Below are 25,387 nucleotides of genomic sequence, written 5' to 3' on the forward strand. Positions count from 1 at the left end.
TTATGACCTAATCCTAGCAAACCTGAGTAGAGAAGCTGCATTCAGCAAATTGTCTTAATTAACTGCATAGGAACAAATTTTTTACTTGCTTATTGATGGTTTTGTGGTTAAAAATAGAATTTACAGGGAGATTCTTAAACACAGGGAGCAGTGTCATGTCTACTAATGAACAAGAACTTGATGTAATTATAAAAGAAACACATCCTCCTGCTAAAAATAGAGTGATTGTGGAAAAAGCTTTATCACAGATGAATTTTTCCGATGCAGCAAAAGAATTATTATTAGACCCAAATTCATCTGAAACTGATCTCGATAGTTTGCAAAGCATTGCTTTAACTCAAGAGCATTTGTCACAGGTCAAAAAAAGTTTAGGCGCCATAGTTGATAGTCTACAAGATAACCCCAGTCTCATTTCACGTGCTGCCGCTTTCTGGGGTGAGTTGCCTCTTTGGCAAAGAATCATCGGTGGGGTTGCCATATCAGGACCGACTCTAATCATAGGTGCAGCAGCTCATATTGGGTTTCTCGTAACGATTAGTGGCGTAAGCGCCTTAGCATACACTACAAGCAGTATTGTTCTGGACGACCATCATTACCATACCAAAAACATTGCTCAAAAATTAAAAGAAGGAATTTTTGGCGTTGCAGAAATCCTTGAACTGACTATTGGCGCATTAGATTCAATTCGTAAAAAATTATCCGCTGAAATCGATAAGTTTAAAGAGGAAAATGAAAAACTTGCTAAAAATATTACACGGCTTAATGAGGAGGTTGAAACGTTAAGTGCTCAGGTAGAAGTTTATATTGAAACTGAAAAATTACTTCGAAAGAATAAGGAAGATCTTGAAAAAATTGCCTCATCGCTTAAGCTCGATCTGGAGAACCAAAGTGTACAATTTGACACCAATCAAAAAGAGCTTGAAAAAGTTCGAGAGTTGCATTCGAGAAGCTTATTGCTTTTATCCCAAAAAACCGCTGAGTTAGGGGAAGTTAGAAAATCCATGGGAACTGAAGTAGAGAAAGCAAAAAGCATTGCCAGTACACTGGAAAACACTGTAAAGGCTCTAACCAGCGCGGCTATTAGTGACTCCAGTCAACGACAAGCGTTCCATGAAAAACTAGATGCTTTTTTAATGGATAAAACAACCAGTTTTGACCAGGTAGCAGAACGTATTAGTAAAGCCGAGTCAGAGCTTTCGGAAGTAAAATCTGAGTTAAAAGCCAGTACAGAGCGGTTTAATAAGCTATTAGAGCTCCAGGAAAAACAACTTCAACGTTTGCAAGGCCTTGATCGGCGAGTTGACCTCAGTACCCATTCAGAATTATATTCAGCTAAAAGTGAAGATCCCGTAAAACATGAAGGATTACTTAGTAAATTCGGTATCATGTCTATCCCGCAGATATGGCCAATAAATAACTCAGCACCCAAACAAAGTACACCACCAACATCAAAACCTTAAGAATAAATTTTACATTTCATTTTTCCTCCGAGTTTAAAAAACCGGAGGAAAAAATTTACTAATCCAATGTAATCTTCTTAGTACAACTTGGATCATGCATTGTGAAGTACTTTAATTTCAGCTATTCTGTATTTTTAGCTATAAGCCCATATATCAGCCGTGATTAAAGCATACAATAAACTGATAAATATAATAAAAAACAATCAGGCAACAATGGTGAAGCAACTCCACCAATTGTGTGAGATAAATTCTGGCACAAACAATTTGGCTGGATTAGCACAAATTACCAATCTATTGCAAACCATCTATAAGCCTATAGCGGACACAATGCAGAAAAGAAAACCCGCTCCTTTATCTGTTATTGATATGGCTGGTAATACGATAGTGCAAAACTGTGGCGATGCTCTATTCATCAGAAAACGACCCCACTTGAAACGACGAGTTTTACTTTGCGGACATATGGATACTGTTTATTCTGCGGATAATCCATTTCAAAAATTAAAGTACATTAATGATAATTGTATTAATGGCCCTGGTGTTACTGATATGAAAGGCGGGCTTATTGTGATGTTACACGCCTTATCCGTTTTTGAGGAAAGTAAATTTGCAGCAGAACTGGGTTGGGATGTTTTAATCAATGCGGATGAAGAAATTGGTTCACCGGCATCCAGCATGCTTTTCGATGAATTGGCAGCTAATTATCAAGCAGCTTTGGTTTATGAGCCTGCTATGACACCTAATGGTACTTTAGCTAAAAATCGCAAAGGCAGTGGCAAATTGACGCTTATTGCAACAGGAAAAGCAGCTCATGCAGGACGAGATTTTTCAGAAGGCCGAAATGCGATTTCCTACCTGGCTGAAGCGATATGTGCTGTACATGCCCTTAATGGGAAACATGATGGAGTTACAATTAATGTAGGAAAAATTGCGGGTGGTGAGGCGCTCAATGTAGTTCCAGACAGAGCAGTAGCACAGCTTGATATCCGAATTAGTTTGCCGGAAGATGAATTTTGGGTGCGAACTGAATTGGATAAAATCATTCGCCAACTAAAACGTACGGGTTATTCTTTGAATGTCCATGGTGTTTTTGGGAGGCCAGTAAAGCGTGTATGCTTGGGCACAGAGCGTCTATTTCATCGTATTAAACATTTGGGACAAGAGCTTGGGTTAGCAATAGATTGGAAAGATAGTGGAGGCTGTTGCGATGGAAATAATTTGGCCCAACATGGTTTACCCGTTATAGACACACTTGGAGTCAGGGGTGGTAATATTCATAGCGCAGAGGAATATATATTGCTTGATAGTTTGTCTGAACGTGCATCACTAAGTACCTTACTTTTGCTTGACCTGGCTCAGGGCGGTCTAGAGGATCTAAAAAATGATGTTATTTCGTAGCGCTCGCAATACAGATTTAGATGCTATTCATCATTTAGCTGAAGAAAGCGGCGTAGGAATAACAACGCTTTCTAAAGATAAACAAATATTGGCAAAACGACTTCATTGGGCCACTGAGTCATTTCATAAAAATGTGGAAAAAGCCAATAATGAATATTATTTATTTGTCTTAGAAAATCCCAAGAATAAAAAAATAATAGGTGTTTCAGGAATTGAATCATGTACAGGATATGAGGCCCCCTTTTATTCTTACAAAATCTCCAAACGTACCCGAATTTCTCGTTCATTAAATATACGAAGTGATTATGAGGTTTTAAGTCTTGTAAATGATAATCAGGGACGAAGTGAAATCTGTACTCTTTTTTTAGAACCTAAGTATAGAAAACACAAAAATGGTTTATTACTTTCTAAAGCCCGTTTTCTTTTTATCGCCCAGCATCCTATGCGCTTTACTTCGACAATAATTGCTGAAATGCGCGGAATCTCTGATGAAAATGGTCAGTCACCTTTTTGGGAAAATGTAGGAAGTCATTTTTTTCATATGTCTTTTGCAGAAGCAGATCGGCTGACCCTGACAACTGATAAACAGTTTATAGCAGACTTAATGCCCCGTAACCCTATCTATATTAAATTGCTGTCCCTTCAAGCCCAAGCAGCAATTGGTCAACCTCATCCTTCTACGCAAACAGCCATGGAAATTTTATTGAAAGAAGGATTTCGTTATAATAAGTACATTGATATTTTTGATGCTGGCCCTACACTTGAAGTGCCCCGACTAAAAATCAAAACCATAGAACAAAGTCACGTTGTAACAATTAAAAATATTAGCGATGAAGTAAGCAGTACGAATTACTTATTAGCAAATACTCAATTGGACTTCCGAGCTACTATTAATAGCGCTTTAGTTAATAAGGAAAAAAGCACCTGTATCATCAGCAAAAATACAGCCAATCTTTTGCAAGTCACATGCGGCGATCAATTGCGTGTTGCTCCTTTAGAGCTTGATGAGGGAGAGCTGAATGACTAAATCACCTGTAATTGATGGTAAAGGACAATATATTAATGGCCAATGGACAAAAGGAAACGGAACTACCCTGGAATCCATAAATCCGGGTTATGGTACGTTACTTTGGAAGGGTACGAGTGCCACAGAACAGGATGTTTCTGCTGCATGCCATGCAGCACGACAAGCACTGTTCTCTTGGTCTTTTCTTGATTTCGAGCAGCGTGCAAATTATACCAAAAGATTTGCCCAGCAAATTGAAAAAAATCATGAGCAATTGGCTCACTTAATTGCTTTAGAAACAGGAAAACCCTTATGGGAAGCACATACGGAAGTCAAGGCTGTTATAGGAAAAATCAATTTATCAATTCAAGCCTATCATGAAAGAACTTGGACAAAAACAACCCAAACGGCTGAAGCAAATACCTGCCTTCGCTTTAAACCTCAAGGAGTTGTAGTTGTCCTTGGTGCATTTAATTTTCCAGCTCACTTAAGCAATGGGCATATAGTTCCTGCTCTGCTGGCAGGGAACACCGTACTTTATAAACCAAGTGAACACGCGCCAGCAGTGGCGGAATTGATCATGCAGTGCTGGCATGAGAGTGACATACCTCCTGGAGTAATTAATTGTTTGCAAGGCGATGCCACATGTGGGAAAGCCTTACTGACACAAGACGTCCAAGGTGTATATTTCACAGGAAGCTATGCGACCGGTTTGCGCATCCACCAACATTTTAGCAGCAAACCTGAAGTAATTTTAGCTCTTGAAATGGGAGGCAATAATCCTTTAATCATTGATAAAGTTACTGATCTTAACGCCGCAGTTTATCATACCTTACTGTCAACTGTGATTACTGCAGGTCAACGCTGTACATGTGCGCGACGTATCATTATTCCTGACTCACAGCAAGGTGATGAATTCTTAAATCGTTTCATCCAAACATGCGCATCAATTAAAGTCGCCCCTTTTGATCAAAAACCGGAACCATTCATAGGTCCGGTTATTAGTCATACACAAGCTCTTCAACATATCCATAGTCAAAAAAAACTTATTGAATTGGGCGGCGTTTCCTTATTAGACATGAACTTACTTGCTGATCATACAGGCCTGCTCTCGCCAGGCATTATTGATATGACCCACGTTAAAAACCCTCCAGATGAGGAAATTTTTGCACCCTTAGTACAAATATATCGTTACACTCGTTTTGAACAAGCGATTGATCTCGCCAACCAAACCCGCTATGGTTTGGTTGCAGGTTTATTTAGTAATGATGAGCAACATTATCACCAATTTTATGAACAAGTTCGTGCAGGATTAATTAACTGGAATAAACCCACTACAGGTGCGGCCAGTAGCCTTCCTTTTGGTGGAGTCGGATTAAGTGGGAATCATAGGCCGAGCGCTTATTTTGCTGCGGATTATTGCGCTTATCCGGTAGCCAGTATGGAGCAACCTGTTTTAACGATGCCTGAACAAATTTTGCCAGGTATTGTATTGGAATAACTATTGGGGGGTATGACTAAAAAAACGAGATGTCTCGCCCTGCTCAGGATATGACTTATAACGCTCAGGCGTTCTAGCGTAAAATGTATAACGGAAGATTGAAATGAACGTTTATGAATTAAACATGGATGGCCTAGTTGGCCCTACTCATAATTACGCGGGCCTTGCACCTGGTAATATTGCATCTTCTTATAATGCTTTAGCAATTTCCAATCCCCAAGCGGCTGCCCTGCAAGGATTAGAAAAAATGCACCTACTTTATAAAATGGGGCTAAAACAGGGTTTACTTCCACCCCATCAACGTCCTAATCTTAAATTACTTCATCAACTAGGTTTTTGTGGTACACCTAAAGAGCAAATTAATAAAGCATTTAAAACAGCCCCAGAACTTCTTGGGGCTTGTTATTCAGCATCCAGCATGTGGTCTGCCAATGCAGCTACTGTTTCCCCAAGCATTGATACCCAAGATCATAAAGTTCACTTTACTGCTGCAAATCTTGTAAGTAATTTGCACCGGCACCATGAAGCTGATTTTTCCAAAAAAATACTGGAATTTATATTCGCTAATCCAAATTATTTTCATCATCATCCTATTTTGCCTCGGTCCATTATTACAGGGGATGAAGGGGCTGCAAACCACAGTCGCCTTTGTCAAAAACATAGTCAATCTGGAATCCATCTTTTTGTCTATGGGAAAACAGCTTTAGGGAAAAGTCAAACTCACATTGGACCGACTAAATATCCAGCCCGACAGACACGCGAAGCATCTGAAGCAATCGTTCGTCAACATCAACTACCGGAACATCAAGTTGTATTTGCCTGTCAAAATTCTTTCGCTATTGATCAGGGAGTTTTTCATAATGATGTTATATCTGTAGGCAATGAATCAGTTTTTTTAGTTCATGAACAAGCATTTTATCAACAAAGCTCTGTGCTTAAAGAGTTAGGCGAAAAAGCCCCCTTTCCTTTGAATATTATTCAGATTTCACAAAAAGAACTTAGTATAGTCGATGCAGTTGAAACTTATCTTTTTAATTCACAAGTTATCAGTTTAACCAATCAAAATTCAATGATCCTCATTGCTCCTTATGAGTGTCAAAATAACCCTCGAGTTCATATGTGTATTGAGCGAATACTTTCTGATGAATCCAATCCCATTAACTCAGTCTACTTCCTTGATCTGAAACAAAGCATGCGCAATGGGGGTGGTCCTGCTTGCCTGAGATTGCGTGTTCCCTTAAATGACGAAGAACTACGAGCGATGCATCAAGGCGTATTAATAGATAATGAACTATTAAGCACTTTGGAAAAGTGGGTATTAAAGCACTATCGTACGGAGTTAGTTGCAACAGACTTGGCTGATCCTCAGTTGCTTGATGAAAGTTTTTCAGCTTTGGATGAGTTAACTCAAATTTTAAAGCTTGGATCAATTTATCCCTTCCAATTAGAGACGACACATTAAAATGTGGAAAACAAAATTAGGAACCTGCATCTATACTTCACCCTCAGGTTATAAAGTGTATCAAAATGCGTGTTATCGTTGGTTAACCTTGGGTAGTAAAGCACTACAGACTGTTATTAACCGTCATAAGCCTCATAAACCCGTTTTATACTATCTTCCTGCACTCACTTTAATGGCCCGTACAAATCCAGGAACTATTTGTATGTTAGGATTAGGTGGTGCAGGAATTGCATTAATGCTGAATGACTCTCCTTTAGTTGCTGTAGACAACAGCGAAGAGGTTATCGAAATAGCCAAGCGTTTTTTTATGATAGACCGCTTAAAAAATTTAACAATTATCCATGAAAATGCGATGGATTATGTACAAAAGTGTGAGTCACATTTCAGTCATCTCATTGTTGATCTCTATAATGCGAATCATTTTCCACCGGAATGTGCTAATGCTCATTTTTTTATCTTATGCGATAGGATACTCACTGAAGATGGATTTTTAGCTATCAATTTAGCCAATATAAAAGAACAGTATCCAATTTTTCAACTAGTTAAAAATCAATTTAAACATACTTTGGTTATTCCAATAAGAAACAGTGCGAACATGGTTATTATTGCCGCAAAAAGTAAAAGTAAAGAACTATTCATGGATAAAATAAATGAAACAGGAGCCTTTAAGCGAATTATTTGGGTTGATTCCTGGGGTTATGTAGGGGATTATAAAGAAGGCATTTGGCAACGATTGGCAAAATCTTTAGGAAAAAATAAGGATATTTAAAAATGGATTTTGCGATCTTTTTCAAGTCCTAAAATATTATAAGGTCGGTTAAAGTTTTCAAATCAAATATTGATTTTTGTAATACCCTCTAATATTCTTCCACAACCAAACCAATGAGTATTTTTCAAAAACCATCGACCTATTTGAACTTATTTCTTTGTGTTATTAATGGCGTAAAAAATAAGACTAGAATGGTTTTTTTGTTACCTACTACTACGTCTCAAACAGATCGAAGTCATGTCCCAGTCAACCCAAGTATGGTCATTTTAAATGCAAATTGATTGTTTATGATCTATACTAATTAAATATCGGATTTATTATATAGCAAGGAAGTTTACATCGCATCAAGTCGATTTCAAAGACTGGGAGGTCTCGAAGTATTTCACGAGATCATCAATGTCGATGGAGAATAACATGACTCAAGCTAAATATACTGACTATACGGTTACCGTTGATGTCTCGGAATTAGTAAAGCTAAAAGATATTCTTAAAGAGAAATTAAAAGATCTCAAAGCATCTCCAAATAGTAATGCCACAATGTTCATGCTAACTTTTGATAAACTTATTAGTAATTTGGAGACCCTTGTTTCTGTGGCAAAAGATCGTGAGCGTGTGAAGAAAAAACTGCTCTCCAGTGATCTTTCGGAGCAGGAATTGTTTGATTTAAAAAAAGGCTTTAAAGAGCAGGAACTGTTAGCTTTAAAAAAAAGTGATGTTTCGAAGATGGATTTGGTACATTCGGCAGCTCACAGTATATATAAAGATGTAAAATATATCAGTGAGACACTAAGCTATAATGATCCAGAAATAGTAAATTTTTTAAATAATAAACAATTATCAGCAATTTCTCCTAAAGAAGCGGAAGAGTGTAGTGCTGAATTTAAATGTGACGAAATTAAAGATACTACATTTGCTCGTCCTGTACAAAGAAAAGAAGAAGAACTGGACGAAATAGATTGGGGGGAAAGTGATGATGAGGAAAAGGAAAATCACCTTACTCCTAAAGGATAGAGAAAAACTGAGTGAGAAACAGAAAACATTTTTTGTCAAAATCCCGGTCGACCTTCAATAAAACTGGCAGAAACAGAGCAACTTTTTTTTAAACTACATTCTTCAACCGACTACAAAATAATTCCTGGATTCAACGATGATACTTCTGCAGCGAATTCATTAAGAGCATTCATTTCTTTGGAAGGTTTAAATAAGCCATACGCGGTGAGACCACCAGCTACGCTACCTAATCCCGTACTTGTTGAAGCAACCGCTACTGCAGCAGCATAACCACTTAGAAGTCCAGCAAAAAATGCACCTGGACCTGTCCACCAGCTACATGCAACGCCAATTGCAAAACCAATTAAGGCTGTTACAGTGAGTACAATTGCTGCTGCGGCAACCGAAAGTACTGCATTAAGAACATTAGGATGTTGCTCATCCAAAATAATTTTACAATTCGTGGTAAAGTCCTCAATTGCCTTTGCCTTTTGTAAAGGAGTAACGCTGGGATTATCAGCTTTCACTAATAAGACATCTGATAACTTAGTCAACTTCTTCTCAATTGATTGCTTTTTTTCTTTTGGCAGTTCTTTTAAACTTTCCATGAGTCTAGCTTTCGCTTCGCTCCAAAGAGAATTTTGTTTGTCTTTGCAAAGTTTAGTAATTATTGCAAAAAGTTCATCAACATTATCTCCTTGTTTTGCTGAAGTAGTAATGAAGTGAACAAATAAATCTTTGGATTTAAGTAGGTTCAGTTTACTCGGATCTGCCTCAGGCAAATCTGATTTTGTTCCAACGCAAACAATAGGAGCCTTTGGGACATATTGACGAAACTCTTGAATACTTTTAATAATTTCCTGCTCATTAATTTCATCAGTCAGATCAATACAAAATACACCTACCGCAGCTCCTGCATAAAATACCTGACTTAACGCTTGGTATCGCACAGCCCCTGCTGTATCCCATAAGATTGCAGTATTGTCAGAATCAATTCTTCGAGTTAAAAACTCAGCACCTACAGTGGAACGTGATTTTTCGTCAAATTCAAAATCATTTTTTAGAGCGATTCGACGATTAAGCTGGGTTTTACCACTTCTATGTGTACCAAAAAAAACAACCTTGTATTGCATGGGAAACCTCAAAAATTATTTGTATTGTGCTTAAATCTAATGAAAATCTTCAACAAATTCTCCTATTTAGCTTTATAAATAAGCTGGAAAATTTAATGAACTATTTATTACTTTGAAGGATAAAAAAATACAAAAGGATGATTGTTGCCCGAGGCTATTTTGCCTCAGGCATTAATTTGACTTAAATTTCCATTAAATCTTTTTCTTTTTCGGCCAATAATGCATCTATTTCTTGGATATATTTATCAGTCAGCTTTTGAATGACTTCAGTTGCTCTACGCTCATCATCTTCAGAAATAGTTTTATCTTTAACCAAATCTTTTAATTGATTATTTGCATCCCTTCTAATATTACGAACGGAAACTTTTCCCTGCTCGCCTTCATTACGAACGACTTTGATTAACTCCTTTCTGCGTTCCTCAGTTAATGGAGGCATAGGAACACGAATAGCAGTGCCTGCTGTAGCAGGATTTAAACCCAAATCAGAATTCAAAATCGCCTTTTCTATGGCGGGTACTAGGGATTTCTCCCAAGGAGTCACTAAAATGGTTCGTGAGTCACTGGCAGAAACATTGGCAACTTGATTTAAAGGGGTCATAGTTCCATAATAATCCACTTGCACATGATCCAGTAATCCAACATTCGCTCTTCCAGTGCGAATTTTGGTTAGATCCGTCTGTAATGCTTCAATGGTCTTTTTCATTCGCTTTTCTGAATCTTGCTTAATCTCATTAATCATGATTAGCTCCGACTATAGTTCCTACGCGTTCTCCAGATACAATTCGTCTCAATGCATTAGGGGCTGTCATATCAAAAACCTGCAAAGGCATACCCTGATCTTGACAAAGACATATTGCAGTTGAGTCCATTACTTCCAAACCTTGAGTTAATACTTCTATGTAAGTTAAATAATCATAACGTTTGGCATTAGGATTCTTAAAGGGATCTTCCGAATATACACCGTCTACTTTAGTTGCTTTTAAAACCACATCAGCGCCTATTTCAATAGCTCTTAAACAAGCGGCCGTATCGGTAGTAAAAAACGGATTTCCCGTTCCTGCTGCAAAAATTACAACCTGCCCAGTTCGCAAATGTGTGATTGCTTTACGTCGATGATAAGGATCAACTACACCAAGCATAGGAATGGCTGACATAATACGTGCAGGCATATCAATGCGTTCCAAAGCATCTCGTACCGCTAAAGCATTCATGACTGTAGCCAACATTCCCATATGGTCACCAGTTACACGCCCCACCCCTGCTTGAGAAAGCGCTTTACCACGAAATAGATTACCACCACCTAAAACGAGCCCAACCTCAACGCCCATCTTGATTAATTCGGCAATATCCTTGGCTAATGTATCTAAGACCGAGGGATCAATACCAAATTGTGACTTGCCCATTAGGGCTTCGCCACTATATTTTAATAAAATACGTTTATATTTTAATGGGTGACTTTCATTCATCATGTACGAACCTGAGCCATCACTTCTTCAACAAAGTTATCTTCTTTTTTCTCTATTCCTTCACCAACTTCATAACGAATAAAAGACAGAACTTCAGTATTTTTTTCTTTTAAAAGCTGTCCTACTTTGATATCAGGATTTTTGACAAATGGCTGGCCTAACAAGCTCACTTCATCAATAAATTTATTAATTCGACCTTCAATCATTTTATCGATAATTTCTTGCGGTTTGCCACTTTCTTTTGCCTGGGCAGTAAAAATTTCACGCTCATTTTCAATTGCTTCTGTAGATACTTGATCCTTACTTACAACAATTGGTTTACTTGCTGCAATATGCATTGCGATGTCTTTAGCAAGCTCTTCATCACCAGTTTTAAGAGCAACCATAACACCAATTCGTGATCCATGTAAGTAACAACCAATTACTCCAGAATCACACTGCATGCGTTCTAGACGTCTTAGTTTAATATTTTCACCAATTTTCGCTACTAATTCTTGACGTGCTTGTTCTACAGTACTTCCCGAAGAAAGAGTAGTGGCAGACAACGCCTCAATTGTAGTAGCCGAACTGTTTAGTGCAGTTTCTGCAACTGTATTAGCGAAGTTAGTAAAGTTCTCATCTCGAGCAACAAAATCTGTTTCACTATTAATTTCAAGCATTATCGCACTACGTCCATCGATAGAACGTGCAATGACGATTACGCCCTCAGCAGCAACACGATCCGCTTTTTTATCTGCTTTTGCCTGACCTGCTTTACGCATTTCAATGATTGCAGCCTCTATATCACCATTGGTTGCTATTAGAAACTTTTTACATTCCATCATGCCAGCCCCGGTGCGCTCACGTAACTGCATGACTAAACTTGCACTAATTGACATTTCATTTCTCCGTATAGCAAAAAGGGGGCAAATTTAGGTGTTCAGACACCTGCCCCCTGTATTTTAAATTTTAATTATTCCCCTGATTTTTCTGCATCACCAGTTTGTTCAACTACTTCTACAAATTCAGCATCAGATGAACCTACTCCAACTGTGTTACTGCCCTTAGCATCTAAAATTGCATCAGCAACACAACGAAGATAAATATCAACTGCTCTCATGGAGTCATCATTACCAGGAATAATATAATCAATGTTTCTTGGGCTGTTGTTGGTATCGACAATACCAATAACAGGAATTCTTAATCGATGAGCTTCCTCAACAGCAATGTGCTCGAAGCCAACATCAACAACAAATAGAGCATCAGGCAAACCACCCATGTGTTCGATACCGCCTAAACCTCTTTCTAATTTCTCTAGTTCACGCGTGAGCATCAGTGCTTCTTTTTTGATCATACCATTGAACAGTCCCTTTTCTTGCATTTCTTTCAATTCTTTTAAGCGAAAAATGGACTGACGTACTGTTTTATAGTTGGTTAACATACCACCTAACCAACGATGATCAACATAAGGCATACCACAACGTTTCGCATGTTCACGAATACTGTCTTGTGCTGCTCTTTTGGTACCTACGAATAGAATTTTTGCTTTGTTTGATGCCAATCTGCCAACATAATTCATTACGTCATTTAGCATCACCATCGTTTTTTCAAGATTGATAATATGGATTTTGTTACGAGATCCAAAAATATACTCACCCATTTCAGGATTCCAAAACCGTGTTCTGTGTCCGAAATGAGCACCTGCTTCGAGTAACTCACGCATACTTATATTCATTATTTGTCTCCAGGGTTATTCCTCCACGCCTCCCATACGAAACCCCTTCAGGGACCCTATCGTATGTGTCGAGACGTGTGTGTATTTAAAGCGCGACCTTTATACCATATTAGATGAAATTCATCAATCAATTTAGCATCAAATCATTTTTTTTATAATGTGCTAAGCTTTTTATAGGTGCTCCAATTAATTGGTTAGGAGCATACAAGAACTGGCTTTTTATGTGCGGTAATTTATTGAAACCAAAATAAAGAAAAAAAATGTATCAATATAATCCAAACTTACATGTAAAAATCTGGTTAAGCAATAATCCAAATGTATTTATGAATTTGGAAAATCAAATTCGCCTTATTGAAATGCGTGAAAAAAATCCTAACGACACGATTCATTTGGTCTATGACTCTAAATTACTGGTCCAGACCTCAGTAAATACGCTTCATGAATTTTGCAAAGAACATCAAATTATTTCCATTGATGCACACGCAATCGATACATTACTCCAATCAGAAAATGAAAGAAAATTATATAGTTTTTATAAAGAAGAAATTCATAATTTAAAAACAGGTGGGAATCTGGCTGTTGCAAGTGATATTTTAAGATGGCTTTCACCAATATTTAAAAAAGGTACTTATACAGACTTTGATTTTCCAATTGATACATCCTCTCTTCCCAAATTCATTACCACTGAAATGCCTATATTACTTAACATTGGCAGTTTAAAAATGGGTAGAAAAGAATTCATACTTGCAAATAATGATTTTGTCGCGATTATAGACGCAATCGCAGCCAAAAAGGAAATCGAGCGGGTGCAAAGAGGGCTTATCACCAGACTAACCCATTATGACACCGATTTTATTGAGCGAACTGAAACTGAATTAAATGAAGACAGCTTTATCAATCGTCATCTACTAAAATTTATGAAAAATCGTTCTGAATCACTTTATATAGCAAAATCCAAAGAAATTATTCCTCATGATATAGCGCATTCCTCCTTAAAAATTAGAGCATATCTTATTGAGGTGATGACTGATAAAAACAAATTTTTGAATTTTAACAAAATCACTCCTCAAGAAACTCATGAGGAGGTAATAAAGAGATTGCGAAAAGACCTCCAAGCACAGCTAAACTTGGTAAAATATCTTTTTTTTAGTAAAGAATATTCTTTAATTAAACGAATTCTAGAAAAAAATGATGATAGGTTTTTAACTTATTTAATGAAAAAAGAGTGTGATCTTTATCTTAAATCAATCGTTGTATGCACTACAGGTCCAATACAAATATCGAATGCATTATTTAATGGCTATGTGGTAGATACGGATAAATTTATTAGAGAAATTCAGCCTCTCTCATTTAATCATTATGGATTGCAGCATGCCTTTCGCTCACAAAATTCTATTCCTCTGCATGAGAATGTTTTAGGAATGCTCAAATTTCTTGGTGTTAATGAAGGTGAATTAAATGACTCTTCGTGGTTGGATTCCGGGAAAAAATTGCAGGCTTCAAGGACAAAACTACTTACTACACGTCAAAAGGAACTTGCGATGAGCTTGCCTCTTTCTTTTTCCGCAATAAAAAATGATGTGGAAAAATACATCCACAAAATAACAAAAATTCCTCATCAATCTTTTTCAAGCGAGGAAAAACACGAATTAACAGAAGATCTTAAACTTATATTAAGCTGTTTTAGTCAAACAAATGAATTTAATATTCTCCAATTTAAAAAAATTTTACTTAGTATCCATCATCACGATGAATATACGCAAAAATTGATCGAAGATCTCGAAAATCTCTGCCATGAGGCAATAATTTTTAGCCTGGCAAAAGATAAAAAAATAAAATTAAACCGCCCTTCTCACATAGGACAATCTTAAAATATTTTACGAATTTTCAAATGGTTAAGATAAAATTAGTCAGGGACTGTATTTATTAATTCTATAGTCTATACTCCATTAGAGATCCGTACTGATGTCAAAAAATAAAATAAGAACGCTGCTCAAAATGCTTATGGGAATAGAAAATGAATAAAAAATTTATCTTGCTATCAACAATTGTATTGGCACTAATCTTCGGTCAACCAAGTTTTGCTTGTATTGGTGATTCAAAACAGTGTAATTCCCACCATCAATTTGATAGGTTAGCAAAAGAACTCAATCTTAATGCGGATCAAAAAGCCAAACTTAAAGCATATCGAGAAAAAGCCAGAGCTTCTCTCAAAGAAGACTATGCTCAGCTTAGATTACTACGTAGTCAAATAAATTCTTTAGTAAAAAATGAGAAAATTGATGAAGCAAAACTTGATGCTTTAATAGAAAAAGTAAATAAAATAAGAGGTTCTATGCTAAAAACGAGAATAATGATACAACATCAAATGTTTACACTTTTAAATAATCAACAAAAAGCCAAATTTCTTGAATTAAAGGAAAAATGGTTTTTGCAACAGCAATAGGTAGACCATCAATATTTGTCCTTAAAACAGGCAGAAATTGTTAGCTTATAATATCGAACCACTCTATTTTGCATCTTTATGATGTATTGGTTATTCGTTATTGGTCATAATCAGTATATCTTTTCGCAGAATTAGGATTCGCTGATTCTTCAAACACATCCTCAGTATAGGACAAAAGTACTTTATTTTGGGTAGACTCATTTGATTTTGGCAACAACTGCCTTCCTATATTAAAACCATTGTCCGTTAATAATTTGACTAAACTATCAAAACTATTTTCAGGAATTGCTTGACTAAAAGAAGCTTCAGCTCGTTTTGCAAACTCTTGAGCCTTAAGAAAGTCCTTGGGGCCAAACTCCCATTTTCCTCCTACGAAGCCAATCCTTTGATGAACATAGTTGTTTTTTTCATTATTATAAGAGGTAATAGTCAATAGTCCGGGAACAGAGCTTTCACGTAAGAGCCACACATACTTGTCAGGTTTATCGGCTGCCCCTTTTTTTTCCAGTTTCGAACAAGCCACTGAAGCACTCACTTCAGATGAGAAAATAACTGAGCGATTTTCTGATTTGGATTGCATGGTTACCTCCTATATTATATTGAAGCACTCGATAATCTTATGGGATCGGTCACAATAAATGCATTTCTAAGTATAGGGTCACTTTTATAGATATGCAAAATGACCAATTGGTGATCTTATTGGGTGAAAATATACATAATTAGCCTATTTGTTATTGATATTCATCTCCCAGGCAAAACAATAGTTTTTGGCACTCGACGCAAAATAATAATTAATTCCTATCAGGAATTCTTATCAAGCGATTGGCAATAATGATTTAAAAATTAAGTAATGAATGGAGTTTATCGCGCAAAAGAAACCAGCTAATCAAAAGACTTCAAAACGATTTCTCGCGTTGAATGAAGTATAGTCTGGAGCAAATCCACCAGACTATAGTTAGTTTTCATTAACAATTGTATGCATTACTACTTACGTGTGGCAACTGCTTTAAAATTTATAGTTACCTCATCTTTTATTTCACTCGTACTCGACCAATCACCTTGGCCAATACCAAAATCCAACCGTTTTACTGTAGTATGTCCTTCAACAAGCAGACGATTTTTAGGCGATTCAACAGCCGTGAAGGTAAGTGTTACAGGCACTGATTTATTTTTTATGGTTAGTGTCCCTGCAGCTTCATAATTTTTATCATCCTTTTTAGTGAATTTAGTCGACTTAAACTCAGCTTTTGGGAACTCCTTAGCATTAAACCAGTCAGGACCAAGGAGTATTGAACTTATTTCTGCATAGGAGGTAGTAAGTGAATTCATGTTCACTACTACAACAACCGTACTGTCTTGATAATTCTGGGGATCTGCGGCTATGGTGGCGGTAAATTCTTTAAAAGTACCCGTTACAGGCGCATTATTTTGTGTGGCTGTAAAGCTTATACTGCTTTCATTGGGAACAAGCGTCCACTCAGGTAAAGAAGCCGCATTTGCATAGATACTATTCAAGAAAAATAGAAAGAAAAAATACTTTATTATTTTCATGGGAAAATTCTCCGTAATATATCGTCCTTATTAATAAAATGATGTTTTAGAGCAGCAGCTACATGCAAACAGATTGCTGCAATAAGAGCATAACCTAACCATTTATGGATCCATTCAAATAAAACCCTATTACTTTCATTTGGAGCGATAAGATCAGGTAAAGTAAATAAGCCAAAAAATGATGCAGGCAATCCTGCAGCTGATGTAATGAGCCAACCCGTAATGGGCATGGCAAACATAAATATATAAAATGCCCAGTGCATACTGCGTGCAGCAATTTTTTCCAGCCAAGGTAAAGCCAGTTCAGGATTTTCATTAGCTAATCGCCAAATGATTCTTAAAATAGCTAAAAACAGAACTAAAAAACCATACTCTTTATGCCAGCCATAGTATTTTAGCCTTTGGGCATTCCAGGGTATAGAAACCATATACAAACCAAGTGCCAATAATCCTATAATTAATAAAGCGATTACCCAATGGAATATTATGGTAATGATACCAAAATGAGTTGAGCTGTTTTTGATTTGCATAAGATATCCTATTCTTTACCCTGCACCTGTCCTTTATCTTGTTCTTGCTTTTTATTCTGATCCTGATACGCCTCAGCTCCAATAGAAAGATTTACTTTATCACTCACTGAAGGCAAGAACGCATTGATTCCAAAATCAGAACGATTTATAGAGGATGTAGCAGTAAAACCAACGGACATTTTATTACTAATCGGGTTCATTCCCGCTTTATTTAAGGTAACTTGCAACGTGACTGGCTTACTTACTCCGCGTAATGTTAAGGTACCCTCCACTGTTGCTTTATTATCCCCTTGCGGCGTTACTTTAGTGCTCACAAAGGTTGCTGTAGGATAATGCTCGGCATCAAAAAATAAATTACTTTTCAGATGTTTATCCAGCTCAGGAATACCCGTAACCATATCCTTAACATCAATTGTTACATTGACCTTGCTTTGACTTGGATTGTCTTTATCAAGAATCAACTGTCCTGTTGCATACCACTTTCCATATTGAGTTGTAAAACCCAAATGGTCAGCACTCCACAATACATAAGTATGACTTTTATCCAAAGTATATGTTTCAGGTGCAGCATACATTGGAGCAGAAAAAGTAATTGCTGCAAGCAATAATAAGAGCCATCTTCCTAGAATTTGCTTCATAATAAATTTCCTTATGTTTAATATTAGTTTACATCAATTTTAATATTAATATTTTACTCAGGTTTGAGACTTCCGCCGACAATCCGATCACAGAGTCCTTTAGGTAACAAAATAAAAGCATCTTTTTGTTTGTCTTTAGTAGCAGAAGACGCGCATGAAGCAGTAGCAGTAGCGCAGTCATTCATACCTTTTTTAGAAATTCCATAACACTTTTCAGTTGCAGCAGAAGTATCATTGTCTGCTGCTGAACTTCCAGTTGCAACAAGAACAAAAAAAGCAGTCATTACTGATTGTATCAACTTATCGCGTGTGAACATTGTTTTCCCTTACATTAAATGAATTCTTCTTTAAAATACAATAGAGTTACTAAAACAACAAGTGAAAGATTAAAAAGCAATATTAATGCTTACTCATAGGAAAAAATCACTCGATGAAAGGTCACTTGCAAAGGGTACTTTTGCCAAAAGTGGAGAAGTAAGTTGCTGGCTTAATGTAGTAATATTAGCTGATAATTCTTGCATATTGGGATCAATACAATTGGCAATCCATCCTGCGCACTGAATATTATTTGCGCGCAAAACCGTTTCCGTCAGCAAAGCATGATTAATACACCCCAATTTCATTCCAACCACCAGGATGACAGGTATCTTGGTAATCTGCAGAAAATCAATCCAGGTTTCATGGTCATTCAATGGAACCATTAATCCACCCGCACCTTCAATAAACAATTTTTCTATTCCATCTAATTGTAAATTAAGACAATACTCTGCAATTTCGGCAATGGATAAACAAACTCCTTCTCTATGTGCAGCAATATGAGGTGATACAGGCAGCTTAAATCGCCAAGGATTTATTACATCCAAGCTGAGGTTATTTTTTTGCAAATTTTGTGCATCGCTGCTTACCAGCTTTTTTTCTATTTCCATACATCCGCTTGCTACAGGTTTAATTGCAACTGCTGATGAAAAGTAATTTATTAGGCACGTAGTTATATACGTTTTACCGCAATCAGTATCGGTACCCGTAACAAAAAAACGCTTCATCTGATGAATCCCCGTAGTTCTTCAATAAATAAATCCACATGAGATAAAAATGGCATGTGTGCAGCTCGTTTAAATAATACATAGTTAAACTCTGGATATGATAGTTGCATGGAATTCATCGTTTTAATCGGAACAATGGGATCAAGCCGACCAAACATAAAACATGAAGGTTTATCAAACTGTTTTAATTCCTCGCGTAAATCCCATGTTTCTAAAATTTTAAGGCCTAACTCCAAGCCTTCTTGCGATGGGAGTTTATCAGGTAGATGGTGCAGTTTATCATTACTGGCCAATCCATTAAGCTCCAAAAATTCTTTTAAAGTTGTATGTGGTTCTTCCGATAGATTTTTATAAAACCTTTTAAAAACATCCTGAGAAACACCTGACCACAGATCAGAGTTTAAAAATCGCGGTGATGAAGTTATGTTAACAAGATAATCTACCCTGCCCACCTCCTCTATTGCCAAACGCATGGCATATAACCCACCCATAGACCACCCGACCAGTGCAAATTGATTCGGTAATTGGGCTAATAAAAGCTCTTTAAATGAATCCCAATTCATGAGTGGACTGTGGCCAAACCCTGGCAAATCTACCAATATCAGCTGATAATCCCTAGAAAGTTTGGGTATCAGTGGTAACCAAATCTGACTATCAAATCCCCATCCATGAAAGAAAACAAGAGGGAAACCTTTGCCATAACTACGGATGTTTATATTCATAAATTACACTTAACATATCAAATAACCCACGAATTTGTTCGGGAGTATGATTATAATTTAAAATAATACGCAATCCCGATGCTTTGAGGCTCACTGTAGGCTTTCTTATTGCACAGCAACTAAAACCGTGTTTTTTTAACTCGCGAGCGTAATATAAAGCCAAATGCGGACATCCTAATTGAAGTTGCTGAATTGGACTAATCGAATCACTCCAATTTAGTGGGGATTGTTCAATATAAGATCTAAATAAAGCAATCAATTGCGTTAATTTCAATCGCCGCTCTTCTGCATTTACAACAAATTCCAAAGTTTTCAATAAGCCATAACTTAAAGCCGGGCTTACGGCAGTTGAATAAATAACAGAACGACCTGCTTGTAATAATGCATCGATCCAGTCTGCTTTCCCTGCCACAAGCGCCCCTTGAGCCGCATAAGCTTTTCCTAATGGAATAATTCGTAATGGCACTTCATTTTGAGTCAATCCATGATAGGCTGTTGCTCCCTTCCCCTGACTGCCTAAAACACCAAAAGAGTGAGCCTCGTCTACTATCAGTACGCTTTGATTCATATTGCAAAGAGAAAATAGCTCTGCCAAGGGAGCCAATTGGCCACTCATACTAAAGATACCTTCGGTGATTAATGCCGCGCTTTCAAAATGTGAGGTTAATTTACGTCTTAAGTCATCCAAATTATTATGCAAATAACGTGTATAGTTTATCTGTGATAAAGCCAAACCATCATAAATTGAAGCATGTATTTCTTTATCAATAAAACAATGAGCTTCCAATTTGCCAAGTAACGCTGTCACTGCAAGATTTGCAGCATAGCCTGAAGAAAATAAAATACAGTCATCTACATCTAATAAATAAGCAAATGCTTCTTCCACAGCACGATGATTGGCATGATAACCACTGAGCAACATAGATGCACCGCTACCACTAGGGTACAAGGCATATCCACGTTGATATCCTTCAGAAATACGTTTATCTCGAGTTAAAGATAAATAATCGTTGCTGTCAAAATGAATTAAAGATGAATTTTCAGCTGCCACCAATCTATGTCTTAGCAGGCCCTCATGTGCCAGCTGATTCGTATAATCTCTAATTTTATTACTTAGAGGCATTTAGGCCATCTCAGTTAAACCAAGTTTGTCAAAAAGAACCTTATCCTTAGTCCGCTGTGGATTTTCTTCAGTTAAAAGTTTATCACCTAACCACGCAGAGTTTGCTCCTGCATAGAAACATAAAGCTTGTAGTTCATCACTCATTCCAACTCTACCAGCTGATAGTCGAATCATGCTTTTGGGCATTAATATTCGTGCAGTCGCAATAGTCCTAACTAATTCAATTCCTTCAACCTCCGCTGCCTTTGCAAGAGGAGTTCCTTCAACTGGGATTAGACGATTAATAGGGACACTTTCTGGAGGGGATTCCATATTTGCCAAAGTTAACAAGAATTCAATCCGGTCCTCACGTGTCTCACCCAAACCTAGAATGCCACCGCAACATACGTTAATTCCGGCATCTCGAACATGATTTAATGTATCTAAACGATCACTGAACTTGCGTGTGGTAACTACTTTTTCATAGTATGAAGGCGAGGTGTCAATGTTATGATTATAATAATCCAAACCAGCTTCTTTTAAAGAAACTGCTTGTTCTTGATTCAGCATCCCTAAAGTCATACAGGTTTCTAATCCTAATGCCTTAACTCCTTGGATCATTTCTTTCAACTCACCCATGACCTTATCTGGCGGGCAACGCCACGCAGCCCCCATACAAAATCGTTGTGCCCCCCCTTCTTTGGCTTCTTTGGCACTCTTCAAGACATCTTCTACAGACATCAATTTTTCTTTTTCAACATGAGTCTTATAATGACCACTTTGCGAACAATATCCGCAATCTTCAGGACATGCGCCTGTTTTAATGCTAAGTAAAGAAGCAAATTGCAAAGAATTGGGTTGATGATTTGCTCTATGCACCGTAGAGGCTTGGTGCAATAAATCATTAAAAGGTTGTTCATAAATTGCTGTAATTTCAGAAACAGACCAATGTTTCTTAACTTGAGTCACAACAGTACCTCCTAATTTAAGATATTAAAAAGTAGCCTAATTGTTCTAAAGAAAATTAGATACATTTTTATAATCCACATTTTATTTAATTAATGGACATGATAAAGTGCCCTTCCATCTTGTCAACCAAAATTTTTAAAATGGTCAACACACACCAATTAATCAGCCGGGATTTAAAACATTTTTGGCATCCATGTACCCAAATGAAGGACTTTGAAACATGTCCTCCCTTGATTATTGAAAAAGCGCAAGGAAGTTATCTTTATACCAATAAAGGTCCATTAATTGATGCTATTTCCAGCTGGTGGTGTAAATCATTGGGTCATGGCCATCCTGCAGTTATTGCAGCGATAAAAGACCAATTGGATTGCTTTGAACATGTCATTACAGCAAATACTACGCACCCAGCTCTTGTTGAGTTGGCAGAAGAGTTAGCGAAAATTACTAAAAAACAACACGTTTTTTTTGCCAGTGATGGTTCCAGTGCTGTGGAAATTGCGATGAAATTGGCAATCCATGCCAATCAGATTAGGGGTTTTACAGATAAAAAACAGTTTATTGCTCTAAAAAATGGATATCATGGGGAAACATTGGGCACAATGAGTGTGAGTGATTTGGGACTTTATAAAGCTCCCTATACCCCATTTGGTCTGACTTGCCACTACATACAAAATATTCCTTACATTTCCGGCAAAGAAGATTCTTTATGGCACAATTGTGATTCATATTGGTCCACTGTTGAAAAAGAATTAGAAGCAATTAAGGATAAAGTCTGTGCCATTGTTGTTGAACCCCTGCTTCAAGGAGCAGGAGGAATGTTATGTTACAGTCCTGATTTTCTTAAAAGGTTATCATCCTGGGCTCAGAGCAACAATATTTATCTTATTGCCGATGAAATAATGACCGGAATGGGGCGAACAGGTACATGGTTGGCTTCAAATCATGCAGAAGTTGAACCTGATCTTATTTGTTTATCCAAAGGATTAACCTCTGGCTCTATTCCTTTAAGTTGTGTGATGATCGACAACTCTATTTTTGAGCTTTTTTATGCAGATTATGCACCGGGTAACTCCTTTTTACATTCACATACATATAGCGGAAACCCACTGGCAGTCAGCGCTGCATTAGCAACCATCCGCACTATGCATCAAGAAAAAATAATTGAACAAGCAAAAAATTTAGGTGAATACATGCTTTCTGCTTTAACTGAGGTTGCTCAACTTTCAGGTAAATTAAGCAATATTCGAGGCATTGGAGCGGTTGTAGCCGCTGATCTCGAGGATACAGGACAATACCGAATAGGCAATAAGGTATATCAACATGCATTAGACCATGGAGCCTTAATTAGGCCTATAGGGAATACGCTGTATTGGCTTCCCCCACTAAATACGGATTATGAGGTAATTGGGAAATTAGCGGAAATAACACTACACTCTATAAAGGGAGCTTATGTAATACCTTAAATCATGCGAAAAATATTCAGCAACATGACATTTTTTGTCTACAAGCAATTCAAATTATTCTGGATATTTTTCACCATTTTTTTACTTTTTATTTTTTCTTACATTAATTGGCATAATAACGTTAAAAACTCTTTTATTTTAGTTACCGAGGTAAGCAATAAACTCGCATATAACCTTGATAACTTTATTAACGTTATTCTTCAGGATTTGCATCAAATTCCTTCCTATCAGAAGGAAACCCTAACATGTAAAGATAATTTTCTTCCTTTTTTGCAATACATGATTATCAATCATGCACAAATTTCTGGATTGGCAATTCGCGATAAAAAACATCAGATTATATGTTCTACCCTGCCTCATAATCAAACTTTTCTCTTAAGTCAGGATATACATCGGACGATTATAGGACCATTAAAAATAGCCATGTTTAATCACCCAGTTATTGCCATCCAAAAAAAAATTGGTGATTATCAGGTAGAAATAATTATTATGACATCAACACTTGAAAACATATTGAATGTCCCAGAAAATACTCAGCGCATAATCACCTTATATGACATCAATCAGAAAAAGGAAATTATCCAAATAGGAAAAATAGAAGGAGCTTCTTGGATAGATAAATTGTTTCTTGATTCATCCTATCCATTTAGAAAAATATTTGCTACAGCAAAATTAAACAGCCTTAATGGTGTTTTACTTACAGTTACAGAACCCGATCAAACCATAATTAATAACCTTTGGCATAACCAAATCTTAGTTCTTCTTTATGTTTTAGTATTTTCAACTTTCTTATATTTTTTAATCAGGAATCTATTTAACCGGTATTATTCTTTGCATGGAGCAATGAAGCAAGCGATTAGAAGCGGTCAATTTTACCCTGTTTATCAACCGTTATTTGATGCAAAAAGTAATTCCTGCTCTGGTGCCGAGGTTCTCTTAAGGTGGCAAGATAATCAAGATGAAATCATTATGCCCGATCTTTTTATAGAAGAAGCAGAAAACACCGGCTTAATTGTTCCAATAACATTACAAATTATTGAAACAGCATTTAAAGAAGCTAAGAATATCTTAAAAACCAAACCTACCTTCTATTTATCATTTAACATTTGCGCACTGCATTTTACTGATGATAACTTTTTCCCTCGCTTTTATAAGCTCGTGCGACATTATTCTGTTTCACCCAAACAAATATTGTTAGAAATCACAGAACGCTATCTACTCGATATGAATGATGAAATTTATATAAACAGGATGCAAGAACTCAGGAATGCGGGATATTCATTAGCTATAGACGATTATGGAACAGGACATTCGAGTATCAGCTACTTGCAATACTATCCTTTTAATTATCTTAAAATTGACAAAATATTCATTCATGCCATAGGCACAAAAGCCATCACAGAAACATTAAACGACGCAATCATTCATTTAGCAAAAAAAATTAATTTAACTATTATTGCAGAAGGTGTAGAAACAAAAGAGCAAGTAAATTATTTATTACAAAACGAAGTTCAATTTCTTCAAGGCTGGTATTTTTCGAAAGCCCTACATATCGAACAATTAATTGAATTGCTTAAGGGGGAAAAAAATGAATAAGTACATAGGATATAGTTTTTTGCTTGTTTTTGGTATTTCGTCTTCAAGTTTTGCTCAGCCAATAAATATAGAAGGTAATTATTGGCAATGTTCAACACGTGACATAACCCATACAAAATGGACTGCACAAAGCGCTTATCAAAAACTAGCTTTAAATCTTTCTTATGCTGAATGTAAAAAAGGCAGCAAGGCGCCAGCCACCTGCAAAGTTTCCAAAGCAAGTTGCATTAAATTTGTTAATGGCATCAATGTTATGCCCACGTGGCGATGTACCGCTTTTGATAGGGAGGCATTAGCCTGGAGAAGTAATCTTTACCCAAATCGTGAAGATGCCGCGTTGGCTGCCTTAGCATTTTGCAAACATAAAAGTCCTGTTCCTTTGACGTGCTCCATTAATATAGTCACCTGCATTAATAAAAATGAGATTTAAA

At 36.8% G+C, this 25,387-nt stretch carries 26 protein-coding genes; 12 read left to right on the forward strand and 14 right to left on the reverse strand.

The features are described from left to right. Nucleotides 1-155 precede the first annotated feature (155 nt). The 7 genes from LXO92_RS11410 to LXO92_RS11440 all read left to right on the forward strand — a co-directional run bounded on the left by LXO92_RS11410 (nt 156) and on the right by LXO92_RS11440 (nt 8,604). On the forward strand, nt 156-1,460 hold the full coding sequence (locus LXO92_RS11410) for a LegC2/C7 family Dot/Icm T4SS effector (RefSeq protein WP_182349712.1): 1,305 nt from the start codon (nt 156-158) through the stop codon (nt 1,458-1,460). 159 nt (nt 1,461-1,619) lie between these two features. Next, entirely contained in the window at nt 1,620-2,855 is a 1,236-nt protein-coding gene (locus LXO92_RS11415) for a hydrolase (protein WP_182349713.1), read from the forward strand. Then, nucleotides 2,839-3,882 carry an arginine N-succinyltransferase gene (locus LXO92_RS11420; RefSeq protein ID WP_182349714.1) on the forward strand — a complete coding sequence of 348 codons (1,044 nt, stop codon included), beginning with the start codon at nt 2,839-2,841 and terminating at the stop codon, nt 3,880-3,882. Before LXO92_RS11415 ends, LXO92_RS11420 begins: the two co-directional genes overlap by 17 nt. Further along, the gene (astD, locus tag LXO92_RS11425; RefSeq protein WP_182349715.1) at nt 3,875-5,362 is read left to right on the forward strand and encodes a succinylglutamate-semialdehyde dehydrogenase; all 1,488 of its coding nucleotides are present in this window, start codon (nt 3,875-3,877) and stop codon (nt 5,360-5,362) included. Before LXO92_RS11420 ends, astD begins: the two co-directional genes overlap by 8 nt. 103 nt (nt 5,363-5,465) lie before the next feature. Beyond that, nucleotides 5,466-6,824, forward strand: coding sequence for an N-succinylarginine dihydrolase (gene astB / locus LXO92_RS11430; RefSeq protein WP_182349716.1), 1,359 nt, complete (start codon nt 5,466-5,468; stop codon nt 6,822-6,824). Nucleotide 6,825: 1 nt separating this feature from the next. Further along, complete coding sequence (locus LXO92_RS11435) at nt 6,826-7,593, forward strand: spermidine synthase (RefSeq protein ID WP_182349717.1); 768 nt, start codon at nt 6,826-6,828, stop codon at nt 7,591-7,593. A gap of 414 nt (nt 7,594-8,007) precedes the next feature. Further along, complete coding sequence (locus LXO92_RS11440) at nt 8,008-8,604, forward strand: hypothetical protein (protein ID WP_182349718.1); 597 nt, start codon at nt 8,008-8,010, stop codon at nt 8,602-8,604. Nucleotides 8,605-8,714: 110 nt separating this feature from the next. Here the strand turns inward: LXO92_RS11440 and LXO92_RS11445 are convergent, their stop codons facing one another. The 5 genes from LXO92_RS11445 to rpsB form a co-directional block, all read right to left on the reverse strand. Beyond that, nucleotides 8,715-9,716 carry a Rab family GTPase gene (locus tag LXO92_RS11445; RefSeq protein WP_232891014.1) on the reverse strand — a complete coding sequence of 334 codons (1,002 nt, stop codon included), beginning with the start codon at nt 9,714-9,716 and terminating at the stop codon, nt 8,715-8,717. A gap of 181 nt (nt 9,717-9,897) precedes the next feature. Continuing rightward, the gene (frr, locus tag LXO92_RS11450) at nt 9,898-10,455 is read right to left on the reverse strand and encodes a ribosome recycling factor (RefSeq protein WP_182349720.1); all 558 of its coding nucleotides are present in this window, start codon (nt 10,453-10,455) and stop codon (nt 9,898-9,900) included. After that, nucleotides 10,448-11,185: a UMP kinase gene (pyrH, locus tag LXO92_RS11455; protein WP_058518308.1), complete on the reverse strand. Its 738-nt coding sequence runs from the start codon at nt 11,183-11,185 to the stop codon at nt 10,448-10,450. The genes frr and pyrH overlap by 8 nt, the downstream gene beginning before the upstream one ends. Continuing rightward, nucleotides 11,182-12,060, reverse strand: coding sequence for a translation elongation factor Ts (gene tsf / locus LXO92_RS11460; protein ID WP_182349721.1), 879 nt, complete (start codon nt 12,058-12,060; stop codon nt 11,182-11,184). The genes pyrH and tsf overlap by 4 nt, the downstream gene beginning before the upstream one ends. A 74-nt stretch (nt 12,061-12,134) precedes the next feature. Continuing rightward, nucleotides 12,135-12,899: a 30S ribosomal protein S2 gene (gene rpsB / locus LXO92_RS11465; protein ID WP_182352822.1), complete on the reverse strand. Its 765-nt coding sequence runs from the start codon at nt 12,897-12,899 to the stop codon at nt 12,135-12,137. Between the two features lie 257 nt (nt 12,900-13,156). Here rpsB and LXO92_RS11470 point away from each other — a divergent pair, with 257 nt between their 5' ends. Both LXO92_RS11470 and LXO92_RS11475 read left to right on the forward strand, forming a co-directional pair. Continuing rightward, a complete protein-coding gene (locus LXO92_RS11470) occupies nt 13,157-14,767 on the forward strand; it encodes a glycosyltransferase family 88 protein (RefSeq protein WP_232891016.1) in 1,611 nt (536 codons plus the stop codon). A 146-nt stretch (nt 14,768-14,913) separates the two neighbouring features. After that, nucleotides 14,914-15,342 (forward strand): Spy/CpxP family protein refolding chaperone, encoded by a 429-nt coding sequence (locus LXO92_RS11475; RefSeq protein WP_182349723.1) that lies wholly within the window; start codon nt 14,914-14,916, stop codon nt 15,340-15,342. A 97-nt stretch (nt 15,343-15,439) separates the two neighbouring features. On the opposite strand, the gene LXO92_RS11480 is transcribed toward LXO92_RS11475, so the two are convergent. The 9 genes from LXO92_RS11480 to bioB all read right to left on the reverse strand — a co-directional run bounded on the left by LXO92_RS11480 (nt 15,440) and on the right by bioB (nt 21,897). Then, complete coding sequence (locus tag LXO92_RS11480) at nt 15,440-15,922, reverse strand: hypothetical protein (protein ID WP_182349724.1); 483 nt, start codon at nt 15,920-15,922, stop codon at nt 15,440-15,442. Nucleotides 15,923-16,326: 404 nt separating this feature from the next. Beyond that, complete coding sequence (locus tag LXO92_RS11485) at nt 16,327-16,893, reverse strand: YceI family protein (protein WP_182349725.1); 567 nt, start codon at nt 16,891-16,893, stop codon at nt 16,327-16,329. Beyond that, nucleotides 16,890-17,423 carry a cytochrome b gene (locus LXO92_RS11490; protein WP_182349726.1) on the reverse strand — a complete coding sequence of 178 codons (534 nt, stop codon included), beginning with the start codon at nt 17,421-17,423 and terminating at the stop codon, nt 16,890-16,892. Before LXO92_RS11490 ends, LXO92_RS11485 begins: the two co-directional genes overlap by 4 nt. A gap of 8 nt (nt 17,424-17,431) precedes the next feature. After that, on the reverse strand, nt 17,432-18,061 hold the full coding sequence (locus tag LXO92_RS11495) for a YceI family protein (RefSeq protein ID WP_182349727.1): 630 nt from the start codon (nt 18,059-18,061) through the stop codon (nt 17,432-17,434). A gap of 53 nt (nt 18,062-18,114) precedes the next feature. Beyond that, nucleotides 18,115-18,378: a BufA1 family periplasmic bufferin-type metallophore gene (locus LXO92_RS11500; RefSeq protein WP_182349728.1), complete on the reverse strand. Its 264-nt coding sequence runs from the start codon at nt 18,376-18,378 to the stop codon at nt 18,115-18,117. A 93-nt stretch (nt 18,379-18,471) separates the two neighbouring features. Next, nucleotides 18,472-19,104: a dethiobiotin synthase gene (gene bioD / locus LXO92_RS11505; protein ID WP_182349729.1), complete on the reverse strand. Its 633-nt coding sequence runs from the start codon at nt 19,102-19,104 to the stop codon at nt 18,472-18,474. Further along, on the reverse strand, nt 19,101-19,826 hold the full coding sequence (locus LXO92_RS11510) for an alpha/beta fold hydrolase (protein WP_232891017.1): 726 nt from the start codon (nt 19,824-19,826) through the stop codon (nt 19,101-19,103). Before LXO92_RS11510 ends, bioD begins: the two co-directional genes overlap by 4 nt. Then, complete coding sequence (locus tag LXO92_RS11515; RefSeq protein ID WP_182349731.1) at nt 19,807-20,949, reverse strand: aminotransferase class I/II-fold pyridoxal phosphate-dependent enzyme; 1,143 nt, start codon at nt 20,947-20,949, stop codon at nt 19,807-19,809. The genes LXO92_RS11510 and LXO92_RS11515 overlap by 20 nt, the downstream gene beginning before the upstream one ends. After that, entirely contained in the window at nt 20,950-21,897 is a 948-nt protein-coding gene (gene bioB / locus LXO92_RS11520) for a biotin synthase BioB (protein ID WP_182349732.1), read from the reverse strand. 140 nt (nt 21,898-22,037) lie between these two features. Here bioB and bioA point away from each other — a divergent pair, with 140 nt between their 5' ends. From bioA to LXO92_RS11535, 3 genes are read left to right on the forward strand one after another with little or no spacing between them, the layout of a single operon-like run. Continuing rightward, a complete protein-coding gene (gene bioA, locus LXO92_RS11525) occupies nt 22,038-23,360 on the forward strand; it encodes an adenosylmethionine--8-amino-7-oxononanoate transaminase (protein WP_182352823.1) in 1,323 nt (440 codons plus the stop codon). Nucleotides 23,361-23,384: 24 nt separating this feature from the next. After that, nucleotides 23,385-24,956 (forward strand): EAL domain-containing protein, encoded by a 1,572-nt coding sequence (locus LXO92_RS11530; protein ID WP_232891018.1) that lies wholly within the window; start codon nt 23,385-23,387, stop codon nt 24,954-24,956. Next, the gene (locus LXO92_RS11535) at nt 24,949-25,386 is read left to right on the forward strand and encodes a hypothetical protein (protein WP_232891019.1); all 438 of its coding nucleotides are present in this window, start codon (nt 24,949-24,951) and stop codon (nt 25,384-25,386) included. Before LXO92_RS11530 ends, LXO92_RS11535 begins: the two co-directional genes overlap by 8 nt. The last annotated feature ends 1 nt before the right edge of the window (nt 25,387 follow it).

The organism is Legionella resiliens (genome assembly GCF_021344005.1).
GTDB classification, from domain to species: domain Bacteria; phylum Pseudomonadota; class Gammaproteobacteria; order Legionellales; family Legionellaceae; genus Legionella; species Legionella resiliens.